This window comes from Gilliamella apicola, from assembly GCF_003202655.1.
In the GTDB taxonomy this organism is placed as follows: Bacteria; Pseudomonadota; Gammaproteobacteria; order Enterobacterales; family Orbaceae; genus Gilliamella; species Gilliamella apicola_R.
This window is the reverse complement of record NZ_QGLR01000009.1, coordinates 561,812-581,261: the sequence shown is the minus strand read 5'-3', so window position 1 is coordinate 581,261 and position 19,450 is coordinate 561,812. Positions and strand designations below refer to the sequence as shown.

General features: G+C 37.1%; 19 protein-coding genes, 1 tRNA gene and 1 pseudogene. 15 read left to right on the top strand and 6 right to left on the bottom strand.

From position 1 onward, the window contains the following. Positions 1 to 16 precede the first annotated feature (16 nt). The 14 genes from DKK70_RS07305 to DKK70_RS07235 all read left to right on the top strand — a co-directional run bounded on the left by DKK70_RS07305 (position 17) and on the right by DKK70_RS07235 (position 12,290). The gene (locus DKK70_RS07305) at positions 17 to 622 is read left to right on the top strand and encodes a tail fiber assembly protein (RefSeq protein WP_110433386.1); all 606 of its coding nucleotides are present in this window, start codon (positions 17 to 19) and stop codon (positions 620 to 622) included. Between the two features lie 30 nt (positions 623 to 652). Further along, positions 653 to 883 carry a hypothetical protein gene (locus DKK70_RS07300; protein WP_181415941.1) on the top strand — a complete coding sequence of 77 codons (231 nt, stop codon included), beginning with the start codon at positions 653 to 655 and terminating at the stop codon, positions 881 to 883. A gap of 190 nt (positions 884 to 1,073) precedes the next feature. Then, positions 1,074 to 2,411: a phage tail protein gene (locus DKK70_RS07295; RefSeq protein WP_110433385.1), complete on the top strand. Its 1,338-nt coding sequence runs from the start codon at positions 1,074 to 1,076 to the stop codon at positions 2,409 to 2,411. 15 nt (positions 2,412 to 2,426) lie between these two features. Beyond that, positions 2,427 to 3,032: a tail fiber assembly protein gene (locus tag DKK70_RS07290; protein WP_110433384.1), complete on the top strand. Its 606-nt coding sequence runs from the start codon at positions 2,427 to 2,429 to the stop codon at positions 3,030 to 3,032. A 317-nt stretch (positions 3,033 to 3,349) separates the two neighbouring features. Then, entirely contained in the window at positions 3,350 to 4,849 is a 1,500-nt protein-coding gene (locus tag DKK70_RS16975; protein ID WP_219999713.1) for a phage tail-collar fiber domain-containing protein, read from the top strand. A gap of 15 nt (positions 4,850 to 4,864) precedes the next feature. Then, complete coding sequence (locus DKK70_RS07275) at positions 4,865 to 5,473, top strand: tail fiber assembly protein (protein ID WP_110433383.1); 609 nt, start codon at positions 4,865 to 4,867, stop codon at positions 5,471 to 5,473. 210 nt (positions 5,474 to 5,683) lie between these two features. Further along, positions 5,684 to 6,859 carry a phage tail sheath protein gene (locus DKK70_RS07270; RefSeq protein WP_110423392.1) on the top strand — a complete coding sequence of 392 codons (1,176 nt, stop codon included), beginning with the start codon at positions 5,684 to 5,686 and terminating at the stop codon, positions 6,857 to 6,859. A 13-nt stretch (positions 6,860 to 6,872) separates the two neighbouring features. After that, a complete protein-coding gene (locus DKK70_RS07265; protein ID WP_110423391.1) occupies positions 6,873 to 7,385 on the top strand; it encodes a phage major tail tube protein in 513 nt (170 codons plus the stop codon). A 69-nt stretch (positions 7,386 to 7,454) separates the two neighbouring features. Next, positions 7,455 to 7,754 (top strand): phage tail assembly protein, encoded by a 300-nt coding sequence (locus tag DKK70_RS07260; RefSeq protein ID WP_110423390.1) that lies wholly within the window; start codon positions 7,455 to 7,457, stop codon positions 7,752 to 7,754. Positions 7,755 to 7,762: 8 nt separating this feature from the next. Next, a complete protein-coding gene (locus DKK70_RS07255) occupies positions 7,763 to 7,885 on the top strand; it encodes a GpE family phage tail protein (protein ID WP_110423389.1) in 123 nt (40 codons plus the stop codon). Between the two features lie 138 nt (positions 7,886 to 8,023). Beyond that, positions 8,024 to 10,228, top strand: a complete 2,205-nt coding sequence (locus tag DKK70_RS07250) for a phage tail tape measure protein (protein WP_110433382.1) — start codon at positions 8,024 to 8,026, stop codon at positions 10,226 to 10,228. Position 10,229: 1 nt separating this feature from the next. After that, the gene (locus DKK70_RS07245; protein WP_110423387.1) at positions 10,230 to 10,667 is read left to right on the top strand and encodes a phage tail protein; all 438 of its coding nucleotides are present in this window, start codon (positions 10,230 to 10,232) and stop codon (positions 10,665 to 10,667) included. A 7-nt stretch (positions 10,668 to 10,674) separates the two neighbouring features. After that, entirely contained in the window at positions 10,675 to 11,811 is a 1,137-nt protein-coding gene (locus tag DKK70_RS07240; RefSeq protein ID WP_110433381.1) for a contractile injection system protein, VgrG/Pvc8 family, read from the top strand. A 260-nt stretch (positions 11,812 to 12,071) separates the two neighbouring features. Then, the gene (locus tag DKK70_RS07235) at positions 12,072 to 12,290 is read left to right on the top strand and encodes an ogr/Delta-like zinc finger family protein (protein WP_082205083.1); all 219 of its coding nucleotides are present in this window, start codon (positions 12,072 to 12,074) and stop codon (positions 12,288 to 12,290) included. A gap of 415 nt (positions 12,291 to 12,705) precedes the next feature. Here the strand turns inward: DKK70_RS07235 and DKK70_RS07230 are convergent. Beyond that, positions 12,706 to 12,782, bottom strand: a tRNA-Ile gene (locus DKK70_RS07230). A gap of 220 nt (positions 12,783 to 13,002) precedes the next feature. On the opposite strand from DKK70_RS07230, the gene DKK70_RS07225 reads away from it, so the two are divergent. After that, positions 13,003 to 13,362: a DUF4156 domain-containing protein gene (locus DKK70_RS07225; protein WP_110433551.1), complete on the top strand. Its 360-nt coding sequence runs from the start codon at positions 13,003 to 13,005 to the stop codon at positions 13,360 to 13,362. A gap of 58 nt (positions 13,363 to 13,420) precedes the next feature. Here the strand turns inward: DKK70_RS07225 and serC are convergent, their stop codons facing one another. From serC to argC, 5 genes and pseudogenes are all read right to left on the bottom strand, one after another. After that, positions 13,421 to 14,506: a 3-phosphoserine/phosphohydroxythreonine transaminase gene (gene serC / locus DKK70_RS07220; RefSeq protein WP_110433380.1), complete on the bottom strand. Its 1,086-nt coding sequence runs from the start codon at positions 14,504 to 14,506 to the stop codon at positions 13,421 to 13,423. 157 nt (positions 14,507 to 14,663) lie between these two features. After that, a complete protein-coding gene (argH, locus tag DKK70_RS07215; protein WP_110433379.1) occupies positions 14,664 to 16,040 on the bottom strand; it encodes an argininosuccinate lyase in 1,377 nt (458 codons plus the stop codon). 244 nt (positions 16,041 to 16,284) lie between these two features. Then, positions 16,285 to 17,496: pseudogene (locus DKK70_RS07210) on the bottom strand (argininosuccinate synthase); the annotation flags it as partial. Between the two features lie 107 nt (positions 17,497 to 17,603). Next, positions 17,604 to 18,383, bottom strand: coding sequence for an acetylglutamate kinase (gene argB / locus DKK70_RS07205; RefSeq protein WP_110433377.1), 780 nt, complete (start codon positions 18,381 to 18,383; stop codon positions 17,604 to 17,606). A gap of 51 nt (positions 18,384 to 18,434) precedes the next feature. Beyond that, a complete protein-coding gene (gene argC / locus DKK70_RS07200; RefSeq protein WP_110433376.1) occupies positions 18,435 to 19,445 on the bottom strand; it encodes an N-acetyl-gamma-glutamyl-phosphate reductase in 1,011 nt (336 codons plus the stop codon). Positions 19,446 to 19,450: the final 5 nt, after the last annotated feature.

The window sequence follows — 19,450 nt, the reverse complement described above, 5'->3', positions numbered from 1 at the left end:
AAAGGAAAGAGAAAAAATGAAATACCAATTACAACCAGCATCAGCCGTATTAAATAAAAATGGTCTAACCATCAGCGCCGGCTGGGCAATTGCTTATCATGTTGATGCAAAGGGTGAATTTTCACAAGCTACCTATCAATATTTACCAGTTGGCGTTGGCTTACCGGCCAATGCTTATTTAGAAGCCCCGAAAAACGTGCAAGAAAATCAAGCCATCATCCACAATGGCCAACAATGGACCTACCCTAAAGATTTACGCGGCACCAAGATCTACTCTACCGAAACTGGCGCAGAAACGACTATGCAAGAAGTTGGTGAGATTCCTGAAGGTTACACCACCTTAAAACCAGGCAGTAAATTTGATAAGTGGGATGGCAAAAAATGGCAATTAGATAAAAATAAACAGCACCAATCGCAAGTCAACCAAGCGACAACTCAAAAAAATCAACTTATCGCGGAAGCAACCTCGCAAATCAGTTATTTACAAGATGCAGTTGATTCGCAAATTGCCACTGAACAAGAAATTCAATTACTCGCTGAATGGAAAAAATACCGTGCACTAGTCAATCGCATTGATGTAGAACAAGCACCAAATATCGACTGGCCAAAACAGCCTAAATAGCGTTAATAGATAAACAAAAACCTTGGTCTTATGAAGTGCCCCCCAATAGTTGGACAACCAATTACTGGGGGGCTTTTTATATCAAAATATAGTCGAGATTTAAAAATTATCATAGCTAATGAATTCTTATCAGGAGAATCATCGGAAATTCTTTCAAAAAAATATGCGATATCTGCTCGTCAGATTCGATATTGGTCCCAAGTGGTTGCGATTCATGGGGGTAACGCCTTTCAACCAACACCTCACCTACGCCACTTGTAACCTAGATTATTACATATCCATTCATTACCTCCCTTCATTAGATTATGTCACTATCGTGAGTAAACCATTTTATGAAATGCAAATCGCATGCAGTTTATAAAGTATTCAAAAACTAGACATAACAACCGACACTAATAACGCATTCAATTGCCTTATGAGCGATTCGAATTTTTATTTATAGGATACAAATATGAGTCAAAAATTTTGTACATTAATAACCGAGCATGGCGCCGCCTTACTGGCAAATGCTACTGCTTTAGGTGTTCCGCTCAAATTAACTAAAATGGGGGTTGGTGATGGCAATGGTGATGCAACCACACCAAATGCTGCTCAAACCCACCTTATTCATGAAGTCTATCAAGCACAAATCAATACTTTAACCACAGACGAAAATAATCCAAAGCAAATTATTGCTGAATTAATCATTCCGGAACACCAAGGGGGATGGTTTATTAATGAAATCGGCTTATATGATGAGAACAATACCTTAATTGCGGTCGGTAACTGCCCTGCTACCTATAAACCTCAATTGCCTGAAGGCTGTGGCCGTACACAAGTAATCCGCATGATTGTTGCAGTAGATAATGCAAGTGTAGTTGAACTTAAAATTGATCCGGCTGTAGTATTAGCCTCGCGTCAATATGTAGATAATTTAATTATTAACAAACTGGCAATCCATGAAAAATCGACTAATCACCCAAATGCCACTACTTCTTCAAAAGGTTTTGTGCAATTAAACTCGGCGACCAATTCAACAATTGAAAGCCAAGCGGCAACCCCAAAAGCGGTTCGTGATGCTTATGAATATGCTCGATATTCTGACCAAAAAGCACAGGCTGCCTATGACCATGCAAGCGCCGCGCATAATCGAATTGATCCAATTGTAGATAAGTTCCGAATGTCCGAATTTGAATCGCAGGTATATTCGGGAGACAAAAGACATATATTTGTTGTGCGTAATGATGGTATAGCTGGAGTATATAATACCTATAAAAACGAATTTTCATGGTTTTTTAATCAAGATGGTTGGTGCGGAGGATTTATTGAAGCTCCTCGTGTGGGAGGTTTAGATCAGTTTGTTAAAGATCGTGTTTTACCGGTTGGGATTCCACAACCTTGGCCTAGTGACCATCTACCTGCCGGTTGGCTCGAATGTAATGGTTCACCATTTAATGTTAATCAATTTCCTAAACTAGCTGCCGTCTATCCGTGGGGAACTCTACCGGATTTGCGCGGGTTATTTATCCGAGGGAAAGATAACGGCCGTCTATTAGACCCTAACAGAGGTATTTTAACTTATCAGGGAGATGCCATCCGAAATATTTTTGGAACATTTGTTGCCGCCGATGACAATGACCATCGGTGCCCGCCAACTGGAGCATTTCACTCAATCGGTGTTGGAGGCTCAGGAACAGGTGGAGGCTCTAAGGAATGGGTGATAGAAATGGATGCGTCACGCGTTGTACCAGTTGCACACGAAAACCGACCTCAAAATATCGCGTTTGTATACATAGTTAAAGCAGAATAATCAGGAGAACAAATAATGAAATATGAATTACAACCAGCATCAGCCGTATTAGATAAAAATGGTCTAACCATTAAAGCCGGTTGGGCAATTATTTATAATGTTGATACAAAGGGTGAATTTTTACAAGCCACCTATCAATATTTACCTGTTGGCGTTGGCCTGCCGGCTCATGCTTACTTAGAAGCCCCGAAAAACGTGCAAGACAATCAAGCCATCATCCACAATGGTCAACAATGGACTTACCCTACAGATTTACGCGGCACCAAGATCTACTCTACTGAAACTGGCGCAGAAACGACTATGCAAGAAGTTGGTGAGATTCCTGAAGGTTACACCACCTTAAAGCCTAGCAGTGAATTCGACACCTGGGACGGCGAGAAATGGGTATTAGATACTGAAAAACAGCATCAAAATGACATCGATGTAGCAACATCACAGAAAAAACAATTATTAAGTAAAGCAACCGAACAAATCAGTTATTTACAAGATGCGGTTGATTTACAAATTGCCACTGAACAAGAGACTCAATTACTCGCCGAATGGAAAAAATACCGCGCACTACTAAATCGCATTGATGTACAACAAGCACCAAATATCGACTGGCCAAAACAGCCTAAATAACGTTAATTGATAAAAACCTTGGTTTAAACTGAAGTGCCCCCCAGTAATTGGTTGTCCAACTATTGGGGGCACTTCAGTTTTTATTAATTGTTTATTTTTTCAAAGAACCTCTCCTACCCCACTTGTAATCTTGTTTATTACATATCCATTCATTAACTCACTTCTTTAGATTATGTCACTATCGTTAGCAAGCCATTTTATGAATAAAAGTCATATGACTTAATAAAGGATAGATAAACTGGCTTCTTAAAACCAAACAAGTAGCTCATTCGATCGCCTTAATGGCGATTCGAATTTTTATTTATAGGAATGAAAATATGAGTCAAAAATATTATACTCTAATTACCCAACAAGGTGCTGCATTACTGGCGAATGCGACCGCTTCAGGTATTCCACTGAAATTAACTAAGATGGGAGTTGGCGATGGTAATGGTAAAGTAACTACACCAAATGCCAATCAAAGCAAATTAGTTCATGAAGTCTATCAAGCCCCCATTAACTCATTAACCATTGATGAAAATAATGCAAATCAAATTATTGCCGAATTAATCATTCCGGAAAGTCAAGGAGGATGGTTTATTCATGAAATTGGCTTATATGATGAGAGTAACACCTTAGTTGCGGTGGGTAATTGTCCGGCTACCTATAAACCACAATTATCCGAAGGTAGTGGGCGAACGCAAGTCATTCGTATCATTATCATCGTTGAAAACACTGATGCCATTGCCTTGAAAATTGACCCAGCAGTAATATTAGCCACTCGACAATATGTTGATAATTTAATTACCGCTAGAATGACAGCTCATGAAAAATCAACCAATCACCCGACTGCGACCACTTCATCGAAAGGATTTGTGCAATTAAATTCCGCCACTGATTTAACCATTGAAAACCAAGCAGCAACACCATTGGCAGTCAAAAAAGTAAATGAAGCTGTCAAAAGAGTGGATGAGAAAGTCACAAAAGTAGATGAGAAAGTCAAAATTGTGAATGATATAGCTATGGCGGCAGTTAAACGTTCAGGCGATGATATAACTGGTGAGTTGAAAATAAAAGGTCATCCCGTATTAACTAAATATTCTTACGGAATTGGCTTTTCACATGTTTTAGGCAATGAATCCATAGATGAGCCTAAGAACCAGTATAGTGGTTTTTTATTCACTCAACAACAATCACAAGGGTGTAAACCATTCGATTATAGCCATGTAATGCGATCATTTGTTGGTGATTCATTTGGTGATATTGCTATTGATATATTAAGCAAAAGGGTTAAATACAGGGGGGTTATATCTTATGAACAAAACCCATATTATACTGGCGATTATAGTTGGAATGAATTTATCACCACAGCCAATATTTCTAATTACATTCCTATCGGTGTGCCTTTGCCATGGCCAAATACTCAACCTCCTGCTGGTTGGCTAGAATGCAATGGTTCAACGTTTAATAAAAATCAATTTCCCAAACTCGCTGCTGCATACCCTCATGGTTTTTTGCCAGATTTGCGCGGTGAATTTATCAGGGGGTGGGATAATGCGCGGGGTATAGATCCGTATCGAGTTATATTGAGCTTGCAAGAAGATGCAATACGTAATATAACCGGTGAGTTTCCTGTTTCTTTCCGCGATCGTCAAGGCATAATTGAACCGCCAGTCGGTGCATTCAGAGAAATCAATAGGTTCAATTCTGATTTAAAAATCGGCGGTCCTGATGAGTGGGGGCGTGTATATTCATTTGATGCGTCACGAGTTGTGCCGGCATCGCATGATAATCATCCGCGAAACATTGCATTTATGTATATCGTTAAAGCAGAATAATCAGGAGAACAAATAATGAAATATCAATTACAACCAGCATCAGCCGTATTAGATAAAAATGGTTTAACCATCTCCGCCGGTTGGGCAATTATTTATAATGTTGACACCAAAGGTGAATTTTCACAAGCTACCTATCAATATTTGCCTGTTGGCGTTGGCTTACCGGCTCATGCTTACTTAGAAGCCCCGAAAAACGTCCAAGACAATCAAGCCATCATCCACAATGGCCAACAATGGACCTACCCTACAGATTTACGCGGCACCAAGATCTACTCTACCGAAACTGGCGCGGAAACGACCATGCAAGAGGTTGGTGAGATTCCTGAAGGTTACACCACCTTAAAACCAGGCAGTGAATTTGACAAATGGGATGGTAAAAAATGGCAATTAGATAAAAATAAACAGCACCAATCGCAAGTCAACCAAGCGACAACTCAAAAAAATCAACTTATCGCGGAAGCAACCTCGCAAATCAGTTATTTACAAGATGCAGTTGATTCGCAAATCGCCACTGAACAAGAAATTCAATTACTCGCTGAATGGAAAAAATATCGCGCACTAGTCAATCGCATTGATGTTCAACAAGCACCAAATATCGACTGGCCAGATATGCCAAATAGCTAATTTCAATATTAATGACTGTCATTTACTTAGCTGATTTCCAATAATAAATGACAGTTTTTTGCCTGTTATATCTATCTAATCTGACAAACATTTTCGCTATAAATTGTAACAAATTTCGCTACAAATCCAATCACTAACCACTTTGTATTAAATATGCAAATATTGCCATGTACTTTAACTTTACAATATGTAAACCACAACGGAGAACTTATGGCTAACGATTATCATCACGGCGTCCGAGTCATCGAAATCAATGAAGGTTCACGCTCTATCAGAACAGTATCAACCGCTGTTATTGGTATTGTTTGTACTGGCGATGATGCCGATGCGACGCAATTTCCACTTAACACCCCTGTTTTAATTACCAATGTCAATAGCGCAATCGGTAAAGCTGGCTCAACAGGTACACTAAAACCAACGCTAGAAGCGATTGCCGATCAGTGTTCACCAGTGATTGTTGCTGTTCGTGTTGAGACAGGTGCAACTGTTGCAGAAACAGAAGCAAATATCATTGGTACCACCACTGAAGATGGCAAATATACAGGTATGAAAGCGCTACTTTCAGCACAAACGCAATTGAAAGTAAAACCACGTATTTTAGGTGTACCTGGTTATGACTCATTACCAGTTGCAACAGCACTAGTTTCATTAGCACAAAAATTACGTGCCTTTTGTTATGTATCGGCTTACGGCGCTAAAACCAAAGAACAAGCAGTACTTTATCGCGATAAATTAGGTGCGCGTGAAGCAATGGTAATTTGGCCTGATTTTGTCGGTTTCGATGCTACACAAAAACAAAATGTCACTTTAGCTGCAACGGCTAGAGCGTTAGGTCTACGTGCCCAAATCGACCAAAAAGTTGGCTGGCATAAAACATTATCAAATGTTCCTGTCAATGGCGTCACTGGCATTTCTAACGATGTATTTTGGGATTTGCAAGAAGAAAGCTCAGATTCAAATTACTTAAACGAGCACGATGTAACAACTTTAATTTGCAATCAAGGATATCGCTTCTGGGGATCTCGCACTTGCTCAGCGGATACATTATTTGCATTTGAAAACTACACACGTACCGCTCAAGTTTTAGCTGATACTATCGCTGAAGCTCAATTCCAATTAGTTGATGCACCAATGCATGCCTCATTAATTAAAGATTTAATTGAATCAATCAATAACAAATTCCGTGAATTAAAATCTAACGGCTACATTGTTGATGGTAAAGCATGGTTTGACCCTGAAGCTAATACCCCAGACATTCTAAAAGCAGGTAAATTATATATTGATTATGATTACACACCTGTCCCGCCTCTCGAAAATCTTATGTTACGCCAACGCATTACCGATAAATATTTGGTTGAGCTGGCTAATTCAGTCGCCACTAACTAAGGAGAACAATTAAATGGCTCTACCTAAAAAACTCAAATACTTCAACGTCTACGTTAACGGAACCTCTTTTGCTGGTGAAGTCGAATCATTCACACCACCAAAATTAACCCGCAAATTTGAAAACTATCGCGGTGCCGGTATGCCAGGCAGTGTACCAATCGACATGGGATATGAAGATGATGCATTAAATGTTGAATGGACAATCGGTGGCTTAGCTCACGAAGTGCTAAAACAGCATGGTGGCTTACTCAATGGTGTTACATTACGTTTTGCTGGTGCTTACCAAAAAGATGATAGTGAAGATTTTATTAAAGTCGAAATCATCGTTAACGGACGCCATAAAGAACAAGACCGTGGTGAACTTAAACAAGGTGAAAGCAACTCAACCAAAATTACTACGCAATGTACTTACTATAAAGAGATCATCGACAACGAAGAAATTACTGAAATCGACCTAATCAACATGATCGACAAAGTAAACGGAAAAGATCGTCTATCAAAAGCACGTAGTGCAATTGGATTATAACAATTAATTTAATCCTAATTAATCATTTAAATAAAAAAGCCCGCAAGGGCTTCTTACGAGGGGAAACAAATGACAAGCAGCAAAAAAATCACATTAAAAAATGGAATTAAATCAGGTAAAACCACCATAACCGAATTTACTATTCGCAAACCAGTAACTGGTGATTTACGTGGTGTAAAATTACTTGAATTTATTGATTTAGATATCGACTCATTAGCAAAAGTATTACCACGCATTACCACACCATCAATTGCTGAACATGAAGTATATACTTTAGATTTAATTGACTTGTCGGAAATCACCAAAGAGGTAATCAATTTTTTGTCCCCGAACTCGAACGATGCCAACAAGGAATCCCTAACCGAGTAGAAGAGGCAATGGCAGATATTGCACTAATCTTTCATTGGCAACCGTCTGCCATGGATGAATTAAACTTATCTGAACTTATGGAGTGGCGAGAGCATGCTCGCGTCAGAAACGGTACCAATAATCAACAATAATCAGGGAGTGAATTATTAAAAATAAGGTACCGTTTGACGCCATTGATTATTAAATAATTAAAAAACGAATTAGTACTTAATCAATGCGCCCAACATAAACATCATTAATCAAAATCAGAAAATAAAAGTTTATTAATTATGGCCAACGAAAATAACAGAAATTCAGAAGATGAAGAAAAAACAAGTTCGCAAAGTGAAAAACTAAAAGAGTTTGGCACAAATCTTGGTAAACCAATATTAAGTTCGGTTGAATCCTTTATAGAACTTGAACAGGCTATGAATAAAGTTGCTAGGCAAGTTAAAGGGCTATATGACCTACAAGGCAAACCAACTAAATTATTTGACAGCATGAAAGAACAAATTCAATCACTAAGTCAACAAATACCAACTGCCAAAGGAGCACTAGATATTGCTGAACAGGTAGAATCCAATGCCAAATTAGGCCTAACTAAACAAAGCGATCCTATAAGCGAACAACACAAACAACTACTAAACTTTACTAAAATCTCAGCAATTTCAGCCAATGCCTTTGGCTTACCGGCAAATGAGTTAGCCTCAGATCTGAGTGAAATTGCCAAATTATTCAATATTCCAATAGAAAATATTGAAAACTTAGCCGACACCATTAATTATCTAAGTGATAACACCGATGCTAATGTAGCAGATATCATAAGCTCACTAAAAAGTATGGATGATATTGCTGATAAACTCGATTTCAAACAAGTTATGGCATTAAATTCGGCATTCTTAAACCTAAATATAAAACCAGATGGTGCGATTGCCGCCACCAATGCTATCGTCAACAGTTTATCAAAAGCGACAACGCAATCGGAGCAATTCCAACAAACATTACAATCACTTGGATTTGATGCCACACAAATAGAAAAAAATATGTCAATCGATGCCATTGACACAATACAAAAAGTACTAACAACCATTAAACAACAGAATACAACCCAACAAACAGAAATCCTTAGTCAGTTATTTGGTAGTGAACAGGCGCAAAACACCGGCAAACTTACCAATAATTTGCCTTTACTCACCCAACAACAATCAGTAATTAATAACCCCAATGCCACGGGTTCTTTACAAATAAAAGCCGATATTGACAGTAAAAGTTTTGCGTCACAATTTGAAATATTAAAAGCCACACTAACTAATATCTCAAGTTCTATGGGTGGCTCCATGCAAGGACCAATAGCTAGTGCAATGCCATGGTTAACCGAGCTAACAGCAAGTACTCAGCAATGGATAAACAACCACCCTACTTTTGTAGCTACCTTTATGGAAATAATTTCAATCAGCTCCATGGCAAGTACAGCATTAGGTACATTAGGTGAAATTCCTATCAAAGGCGTAATCAATGCATTTAAAAGTTTAGGCACGGTTATCGCAACAGTTAGTCAAGCATTTTCACTTAGCACTATCGGCCTTGTTGTTATGGGCATCGCTGCTTCCGCACTGCTGATTCGCAAATTCTGGGAACCAATTAGCGCATTCTTCACTGGTTTCTGGCAAGGACTTACCAATGAAATACAGCCAGTTATTGATGCTTTCTCATCCTTAGGACCAGTATTCACAACGATAGGTGATGCAATAGGTGGAGTAATCAACTGGTTTAGTGAATTATTATCACCAATGAAACTCACAGATGAACAGTTTGAAAGCTGTAAATCGGCCGGAACCTCTTTTGGTTCTGTTGTGGGGAGTATCCTTATGGCACCAATCAGACTTTTTGAAAGTCTTTCAAAAATAGTCGGTGAGACATGGGATCTTATTATGTCATTACCTGAAAAAATAAAAGAACTACCTGAAAAAATAGGACAAATTTTTACTGGCGAAAATGGATTATTTAATAAGTTTTTAAAAATAGGCGGAGATATTATCGACGGAATAATAAACGGTATCAAAAATGCTTGGAACAGCTTAAAGGAAAGTATATGTAATCTTGGAAGTAACATTTGCAGTTGGTTCAAATCAAAACTTGGCATTAACTCACCATCGACAGTCTTTAAAGAATTTGGTGTTAACACCATTGAAGGCTATCAAAATGGGGTTGATGAAACGCAAGATACCGCTTTAGACTCAATGAGTAAATTTGCTGATAAAGTTAGTACCAAGGCGCCGCAGATTCCAACCAATACCGCAAATAATATACCAAATGCTAATAGCAATTCAGCGATTAACACTATTCAAGGTGGAACATCACAATATTACATTACCATCAATGCCGCACCAGGTATGAATGAAGAAGAAATCGCTAGAGTCATCACTCAAGAACTCGATCGTCGAGAACAACAACAATTATTTCAAATTAGAAGCAGCTTAAGGGATATCTACTAAAATGATGATGTGTTACGGCTTTTTTGTTTTCAGCTTAAAAACATTACCCTACCAAGAAATGACATTAAACAAAAGTTGGAACTGGGCAAGCAATAATAGGGTCAACAAACGTTCAGCCTTACAGTTCACCGGCCCAAATAACGAAACCATTACCTTATCGGGTTCAGTATTCAGCGAATTAACCCATGGTAGAGTCAGCATTGAAGTCTTAGAACGTATGGCATATTTATCTGTACCACTACCGCTTATTCAAGGCGATGGGGTACCGCTTGGCTTTTTTGTATTAAATGGTGTCGAAAGAAAATACACCGAACTCGATCGTCACGGTGCTCCACGAAAAATCAACTTCACCATAAAACTAACTAAAGTTGACATTTCAGACTTCTTTGATGAAGGTATAATCAAAGATATTATTGATATTATTGATATTATTATATAGGTACAACATGGCAAAACCATATTTTAAAATTATCTTATTAGATGATGAGCAGCAAGAAGATATTACCGAAAAATTTGATAATCGTCTTATATCAATGAAAATTGAAGATAAAAATGGATTTCAAGCAGACACAATCACTATAGTCATTGACGATTCCGATCAGAAAGTCAATTTGCCTAAAACAAACGCTAAATTAGAAATTACCCTTGGTTGGAAAGCGGATAAGCCAAAAACCACGATTGACGATGAAGAAGCGAAAATCTTTGAAGCAAATATAAAAAATGTATTTACCATTACGCAAGTTACCCATTCTGGTACACCAGATATCATTACTCTGCAAGGTACAAGTGCAAATCTAAAGGATGGTAATGCCCTAAAACGACGGGAAGATTCTTATATAAAACTAACCCTAGGCCAGATAATCGCCAAGATTGCAATACGTAACAAGTTAACTTATCGCTTTGATAAATTGATAGGTTCTAACTTCATACCACATATTGACCAAACAAATGAATCAGATAGCTCATTTCTTACTCGATTAATTGATGACTATGGAGGGGGCGTAACGATTAAAAATGATATGTTAATCGTGTTTAATAAAGGTCAAGGGATAACCGTAAATGGCAAAAAAATCCCACCGGCTAAAATCAAAAGAGCATCTGGAGACATGCACAGCTACACATTCATTAAAAGTCCATATATAGGTGTAAAAACCCGATGGTATGATTACCAAAAACCTACCAAAGAACCGCACAAAATTATTTATAAACAGCAAATTGAAGATAGTAAAGTTCACGTCGAGGGGATGGATGAAAAGAATGCCAACCGAGATGAGATGAAAGATAAAATCAAAGAACTCAAATATGTTTATGCCAATGAAGAGAGTGCAACAGCAGCAGCAAAAAGCGAATTGAAAAAAATTGTACAAGGAATAGCACAATTTAAACTCAAACTTGCTTTAGGCCGTCCCGACCTATTTAGCGAAATGCCGGTTGAAGTAGATGGATTCAAACCAGAAATAAACTCAACAAATTGGACTATCGCATCATGTACACATTCATTAAGTAAAGGTAGTGGATTTACTACTGAATTAGAATTACAAATAAAACCTGAAGAAGAAAGTTACGAAAATATCTTCAAATAATGCCCACACAGTACAGCGAACCAACTTAAGTTAAGTTTAATTTCGTTTTAAATACTTAGTAAATGATGACTCTTACCAAGAGTCATCCATTAAACCCCAAAAAAAACAGATAAAATCAATAGATAACCAAGTTATCGCTCAGCTAAGCTTCATCACCAATTAACAAAAGACATGGCAAAAAAATAAAAATAGAAAAACACTAGACTTAAACTTAAATTAATGTAAAATTAACTAAAGTTTAATTCAAAGGGGTTAGTCACATGAAATGTCCACATTGCCGAAACAAAACATTTATCCGATCTAGTGAAGAAATAAGCAACTTAACTCGCAAACAGTATTACCAATGTTCCAACATATATTGTGGACATACTTTTACTGCAATGCAATCAATCTCAGAAACGATTGTACCAAGCGCAATCCCAGACCCAAAAGTCAACATCCCAATATCGCCATACAGCCGACACGCCAAAAAAGCCTAAACCATCACCAGATTGCACCTCACAGCAATCTGGTGCCCTCTCCCAATCAAAACATCTACTAACGACATAACTAATATCATTATAAACAGATAGCTTTAATATTGGACTACCAGCCATAATTGCAGAGGAACAACCTAATTTACTAAACGAAAATACTAAACCACCACACTAATAACTACTAACTACTAACTACTAACTATTAACTATTAACTATTAACTATTAACTATTAACTATTAACTATTAACTATTAACTATTAACTATTAACTATTAACTATTAACTATTAACTATTAACTGACAAGATTGAAAAGTTAAACGGAAAAAATCAACCGCCATTTTATCGCCACAGCCAAAAATAACACATAAAAGAAAACATTATTAAGATAGATAACTGATTGAATTTAAAGATATTTGATGGTGGCCCCTACTGGACTTGAACCAGTGACCAATCGATTATGAGTCGACTGCTCTGACCAACTGAGCTAAGGGGCCTCTTTTAAGGTGCTACTGACTTAGTAGGGTTGCGATTATAATAGAGTTAAATTGAATTTGCTACATTTAATTAACAAAAAAGGTTGATTTGCTTAATTATTAAACTAACATCTATCAGAATATCATCATTTATAATAAGCGATATTTTTTAGTTAATTAACCTGATACAATGCTTTTAACAATTACTACTAATGATCGTTATATTGGTTGGGGAAATATTATGTCTATCAAAAAAATTCTTTTTATGAGCGCAGCTTTATCTACTGCATTGTTTTTAAATGGTTGTAGTAACTCAAATTACCAAGCCACTTCAGCTGGTCGACAAGTGCAGTTCATTGATACCAAACCTGCAGCAAATTGCCAATTCATTGGCAAAGCTGAAGGCCGTCGTGGCACTTTCTTTTCTGGTTTAAAAACCCATAGTGAGTTAATTAGTGATGCAGCAACAGATCTGATGAATAAAGCGGCGGCAATGGGCGGTAATGTGATTTATAATGCACAAGATGCATCTTTACAATATGTTTCAGATATTGCTCCGACAGATGCCGTGATGACTGGTGAAGTCTATCGTTGTAAATAATAAATCGTCAATAAAAAAGGGATATTGTTATCCCTTTTTAATTAGCTTACCAATATTATTAACCATTTTGCTTTTCAAATTGTTTCATAAATTCAATCAGGTATTTAACACCATCGATATCCATTGCATTGTAAATAGATGCCCTCATTCCGCCAGCGATTCGATGACCTTTGATACCAATAATATTTGCTTGAGTTGCCTCACTGACAAATTTTTTATCAAGTTCTTCGTTTGGTGATAAGAAAGTAACGTTCATAATTGAACGATTAGGAATTGCTACAGTATTGCGATAAAAACCGGATTGATCGATAAACTGGTAAAGTAATTGTGCTTTAGCTTGATTTCGCTGTTGCATAGCAGATAATCCACCCAAGTTTTTAATCCATTTAAACACTAAGCCTGACATATACCATGCAAATGTAGGTGGCGTATTAAACATCGAATCATGATCCATTAATAGTTTATAGTCTAATACTGAGGGTAATACCTTTTGAGCATAGCCAATTAAATCTTCTCGAACGATAACAATTGTGATACCTGAAGGACCAATATTTTTCTGTGCACCGGCATATATAATGCCATAACGACTAACATCGATAGGTTGAGATAAAATACAAGAAGATAAATCAGCAACTACTGTTTTATCGCCAAAGTTTGGTTGTTCAAATATTTCTATTCCGTCGATAGTTTCATTAGGGCAATAATGGACATAGGCACTATTATCACTCAATTGCCATTCAGACATCGGTTTGATTGAGGTTATTCCATCATTTTTAACAACCACATTTTGTTCAATCACATTACAGTATTTGGTTGCTTCTTTGGCGGCGCATTGACTCCAATAACCACTATTAATGTAATCGGCATCTGTTTTATTGCCTAATATATTTAATGGCACAGCAGCAAATTGTGCCCTAGCCCCACCTTGGCAAAATAAAATTTTATAATTTTCTGGTACCTTTAAAATATCACGAAGATCGTCAGTTGCTGCAATTGCACATGCATCAAAATCTTTACCTCGGTGGCTTAATTCCATCACCGAAGCACCTGTATCTTGCCAATTTAGTAATTCAGCTTGTACTTGTTTTAGAACATCCGCAGGAAGTTTTGCTGGACCTGCACTAAAATTATAACTTTTCTTCATTGCAATTCATTTTCATCCGTCAAAAATAGAAAATCTATTTTTACACTCTATTTACCGATATACAATCAATTTTTTTATCAAAAAAAGTTGCTAAACGTTTTTTGGCAGCATAAAAATGCCGACTAAAGTCGGCATTTAGAATAATTCGTAAAATTTATTATAGTGAAAGTTGCTGCTTGGCATTGTCAATTGCAAATTTGACCTGTATAGGCGATACCCCACCTTTAGCAGATCGTTTAGCTAAGCAAGATTCCAACGATAAAATTGGATAGACATCATTTTCAATAACATCACTAAATACTTTTAATTCTTCAAGCGTTAATTCCTCTAGTGCTTTTTGCTTAGCTATCGCAGCTACAACTGCTTCACCAACAATGTGATGAGCTTGCCTAAATGGAATACCTTTAGCAACCAGATAGTCAGCAAGTTCTGTCGCGTTAGAGTAGCCTTGTTTAGCGGCATCTTGGCAATTTTGGTAATTAATTTTAATATCCTCAAGAACCAAACTGGCCATATCTAAACACACTTGCCAAGTATCCAATGCGTCAAACAGGTGTTCTTTATCTTCTTGTAGATCTTTATTATAGGCAAGCGGTAAGCCTTTAAAAGTCACCATAGCCCCAGTTAATGCGCCGACTACTCGCCCAACTTTACCTCGAATAAGTTCTAAAGCATCCGGATTTTTTTTCTGAGGCATTAATGATGATCCTGATGTTACCCGATCGGATAGTTCAACAAAATTTGCTTCACCACTATTGAAAATAATTAAATCTTCAGCAAATCGAGATAGATGCACCATACCTATAGAGGCATTATTGAGTAATTCTAGAACATGATCTCTATCTGATACCGCATCTAAGCTATTATTCGTTGCAGTTGAGAAACCTAACCAATTAGCTAGTAGATCGCGATCCATTGGATATGCTGTACCGGCTAACGCTCCACATCCCAATGGACTAACATCTAAGCGTTTAAGCGTATCTTGTAAGCGACTTTCATCACGCGTTAACATTTCATAATACGCCAAGCACCAATGCGCAAAAGTGACGGGCTGAGCACGTTGTAAATGAGTATAACCAGGCATAACCGCATCTTGATGTTGCTCTGCGGTGAGCACTAAGCGTTTTCTTAATTGATTAATAGCAGAAATAAGATGAGCAATTTCAGCTTTACACCATAATTTAAGATCGGTGGTTGATTGATCATTGCGACTACGGCCAGTATGTAATTTTTTGCCTAAATCGCCAACTTTTTCAATCAGTTTTTGTTCTACCCAACTATGAATATCTTCCGCATCACTTTGTAGAATCTGCTGCGGATCTTGCCGTACTGAATCTAATAATTCGGTTAACGCTATTTCAAGCTTTTTTTGTTCATCATAAGATAAAACGTCCACAGTAACCAATGCTTTAGACCATGCAATTGATCCAATGATATCTTGCTCTGCAAGCCGATAATCAAAGCGTAAAGAATCATTAAAATGTTTAAATCGCTGATCCGCAGCTTGGCTAAAACGCCCACCCCATAATGCCATAATTACCTCAAATGTTATTTTCAATCAATCCTAAACGATTTAAATTTTATCGTTTTTCTAATAATGTTAATGATAAATTAAAATGCAATAATACGATAAAAAATATATACAGACTAAAGCCTGTATATATTGTGTGTTATATCTTACTAAAAAGTATTAAAAATTACTTTTTACTTTTAGTATTGCTCTTAGATTTTGTAGTTTCTTTTGCTGCTACTTTAGCTTTTTTGACCGGTTGATTTTTCTTACCTTCATTTAATGCTCGAATACGTGAAGATAATGAGAATAAACGAATAAATCCACCCGCATGGCTATGATCATAAACTTCATCTTCACCAAAAGTTGCAAACTCTTCACTATATAAGCTATTTGGTGATTTCTTTTGAACAGCTGTTGCATTTCCTTTGTAAAGTTTAACGACAACTTCACCAGTCATATCTTCTGCCAATACATCAGCCGCCGCTTGAATAGAACGACGATATGGCGCAAACCAACGACCATCATAAACAACATATGCCATCTCTAAACCGAGTTGTTCACGCCATTTAAAGCTATCACGATCTAAAATCAGTTGTTCTAAACCACGTAATGCGGTCATCATGATTGTTCCACCCGGGGTTTCATAACAACCACGAGATTTGATGCCAACTAGACGGTTTTCAATGATATCAACACGACCTACACCATGTTTGGCACCAATTTTATTGAGCGTGGCTACACAGTTATATGGGGATAATTTTTTACCATTAACAGCCACAACTTCACCTTTTTCGATACCAATGGTGACAAGTTCTGGTGTATTTGGCGCATCTTCTGGAGACACTGTCCAAGCCCAGCAATCTGCATTAGCTTGATTCCAAGTGCTTTCAAGCACACCACCTTCGGTAGAGATATGCCACGCATTTTCATCACGGCTATAGATTTTTTCAACGGTTGCTGTTGTTGGAATTTTTCGTACTTTTAAATAATCAATTAAAGCTTCTCGTGAGCGTAAATCCCATTCACGCCAAGGTGCTATGACTTTAAGTTGTGGCGCTAAAGCGGTATAGGTTGTTTCGAAACGGACTTGGTCATTACCTTTACCGGTTGCGCCATGGCAAAGGGTGTCAGCGCCAATTTCTAATGCATATTCAACTTGCGCTTTGGCAATAATTGGGCGAGCCATCGAAGTTCCAAGATAGTAAGTTCCTTCATATAACGCGCCAGTTTTCAAAACAGGGTAAACATAATCTTTAACAAATTCTTCTCGTAAATCGACAACTTTGCACGCTACTGCGCCAGATGCTTTGGCTTTTTTCTCGACATCTTTTAGTTCTTTAGGATCTTGACCGACATTAGCGACTAAAGCGTAAACTTCACAACCGCCATAATTCTCTTTTAACCAAGGAATAATGGCGGATGTATCTAATCCACCCGAATAGGCTAAAACCACCTTTTTTGTTGCACTTTTTTTCATGTTATACCCTTTCTTAATTTACTGACGAAAAAAATAAATGATTTAAAGATTAAATAAAGTATATTTAATAACAAATACACCCACTTAATATACTAACTGATCTATATTTAAGCAATGATTCTTGTACCTGTTATTCCCGATTTTCCATTAAATAATTCAATGAGTTTATCTGATTCTTTCCAACTGGCTATATCAATTGGTCGTCCGAGCGTTTTTGCTGCTTCAAATGCCGAATTGACTTTGACTATCATGCCATCTGTAATAATACCTTTGGCAATGAGGTGATCAGCTTCAGTTTGTGTTAATGATGCAATTAGTTGTTTGTTTCCATCTAACACTCCTGAAACATCAGACAACAAAATTAAATCAGCATCTAACGTTTTTGCTAGTGCAACGGCAGCGTGATCGGCATTAACATTCATCATCTTGCCTTCATCAGTAATACCAATTGAACTAACAATAGGTAAATAACCATTATTAAGTAACAAATTGATTAAAGATGGATCGCCGACTAGAGCTTCGCCTACATAACCTAACTCTTCAGAAATTTGCTTAACTTTGACACTATCACCATCAGCTAAACACAGACCGATACTAGGAATTTGTTGTTTTTTGGCTTCCGATAATATTGTCGTGTTGGCGCTTCCTGCAAGACTACCCACAATTACATCAATCTGATCTGCTGGAGTAACACGTAAACCATTACGACGAACCACCGGTAATGAAAGTCGATCCATTAATGCATCAACTACACTACCACCACCATGAACAATAATTAAAGGTCGTTTAAAATTCTTTTTATATTCGCTAATGACAATGAATAATTTACTTAATACATCTTTATTATCGAGTAAAACACCACCAAACTTAATAATTAAAGGTTTCATTTTGCTTTCCTATCCATTTTAATATGGGTCATCTTATATAAAATTATTAATTTATAATAAGGCTGTTGTTTCATCAAAGCCAAATCGAATATTCATACATTGCACCGCTTGTGCAGCAGCACCTTTTAATAAATTATCTTCTACCGAAATTAGAATTAGATGTTGCCCTTTAAGCACAAAGCCAATATCACAATAAGGTAGACCAATTACTGATTTTAATGCAGGCCAATCTTTTTGATAAACTCTTATTAACGGCTTATCTTGATAATATTTGTTTAACGCGTTAAGAATATCATCTGATGTTACCCCTTCTTTCACCAAGCAGGTAATGGTGGCATGAATACCCTGCTTAAAACAACCAAGGTGAGGTGTAAAAATAATTTCTTGACCTAAATGTGTTGCAATTTCAGGTTGATGGCGATGAGTAAATAGTCCATAAGCATGTAAACTGACTTCACAAAATATATTATTTGTTGAAGGTTTGCGGCCTGCACCACTCACACCACTAACGGCATTAATAATAGGCCATTGCCTTTTGTCTAATAAGTCTTCTTCGATTAGTGGTTTTAATGGCAATTGTGATGCGGTTGGATAACAGCCAGGAACAGCTATTAATTGCGCCTGTTTTATTGCCTCAAAATTCCATTCAGCTAATCCATAAACGGCTTTATCCAACCATTGCTTGTGCTGATGTTCAAAACCGTAAAATTGAGTATAAAAAGATGAGGAATTAACGCGAAATGCACCAGATAGATCAAAAACAGTACAGCCTTTTTCTAAGAAATATGGTGCTATATCATGACTAACTGAGTGTTCGGTAGCTAAAAAAACAATATCAATATCGTTAATGAGAGATGAATAATCAGCGGTTGCAATTAATGGTAAATCCACCACACCTTTTAATTGCGGATATAAATCATAATCCGAAATCAGCTTGCCACCATCAAGACTATTTTCTGAAACGGTTAAAGCCACCAACTCAATATTAGGATGCTTTGTTAAATAATATGCTAGTTTTGCACCTGCATAACCACTTGCTCCAACAATTATTGCTTTCAACATACCTT

Coding starts and splice junctions, on each gene's coding strand:
- DKK70_RS07270 (WP_110423392.1), top strand. CDS start 5,684: ATGGCTAACGATTATCATCACGGCGTCCGAGTCATCGAAATCAATGAA.
- argH (WP_110433379.1), bottom strand. CDS start 16,040: ATGGCATTATGGGGTGGGCGTTTTAGCCAAGCTGCGGATCAGCGATTT.
- DKK70_RS07235 (WP_082205083.1), top strand. CDS start 12,072: ATGAAATGTCCACATTGCCGAAACAAAACATTTATCCGATCTAGTGAA.
- argB (WP_110433377.1), bottom strand. CDS start 18,383: ATGAAACCTTTAATTATTAAGTTTGGTGGTGTTTTACTCGATAATAAA.
- DKK70_RS07300 (WP_181415941.1), top strand. CDS start 653: ATGAAGTGCCCCCCAATAGTTGGACAACCAATTACTGGGGGGCTTTTT.
- DKK70_RS07255 (WP_110423389.1), top strand. CDS start 7,763: ATGGCAGATATTGCACTAATCTTTCATTGGCAACCGTCTGCCATGGAT.
- DKK70_RS07295 (WP_110433385.1), top strand. CDS start 1,074: ATGAGTCAAAAATTTTGTACATTAATAACCGAGCATGGCGCCGCCTTA.
- serC (WP_110433380.1), bottom strand. CDS start 14,506: ATGAAGAAAAGTTATAATTTTAGTGCAGGTCCAGCAAAACTTCCTGCG.
- DKK70_RS07260 (WP_110423390.1), top strand. CDS start 7,455: ATGACAAGCAGCAAAAAAATCACATTAAAAAATGGAATTAAATCAGGT.
- DKK70_RS07240 (WP_110433381.1), top strand. CDS start 10,675: ATGGCAAAACCATATTTTAAAATTATCTTATTAGATGATGAGCAGCAA.
- DKK70_RS07245 (WP_110423387.1), top strand. CDS start 10,230: ATGATGATGTGTTACGGCTTTTTTGTTTTCAGCTTAAAAACATTACCC.
- argC (WP_110433376.1), bottom strand. CDS start 19,445: ATGTTGAAAGCAATAATTGTTGGAGCAAGTGGTTATGCAGGTGCAAAA.
- DKK70_RS07290 (WP_110433384.1), top strand. CDS start 2,427: ATGAAATATGAATTACAACCAGCATCAGCCGTATTAGATAAAAATGGT.
- DKK70_RS07250 (WP_110433382.1), top strand. CDS start 8,024: ATGGCCAACGAAAATAACAGAAATTCAGAAGATGAAGAAAAAACAAGT.
- DKK70_RS16975 (WP_219999713.1), top strand. CDS start 3,350: ATGAGTCAAAAATATTATACTCTAATTACCCAACAAGGTGCTGCATTA.
- DKK70_RS07265 (WP_110423391.1), top strand. CDS start 6,873: ATGGCTCTACCTAAAAAACTCAAATACTTCAACGTCTACGTTAACGGA.
- DKK70_RS07305 (WP_110433386.1), top strand. CDS start 17: ATGAAATACCAATTACAACCAGCATCAGCCGTATTAAATAAAAATGGT.
- DKK70_RS07275 (WP_110433383.1), top strand. CDS start 4,865: ATGAAATATCAATTACAACCAGCATCAGCCGTATTAGATAAAAATGGT.
- DKK70_RS07225 (WP_110433551.1), top strand. CDS start 13,003: ATGTCTATCAAAAAAATTCTTTTTATGAGCGCAGCTTTATCTACTGCA.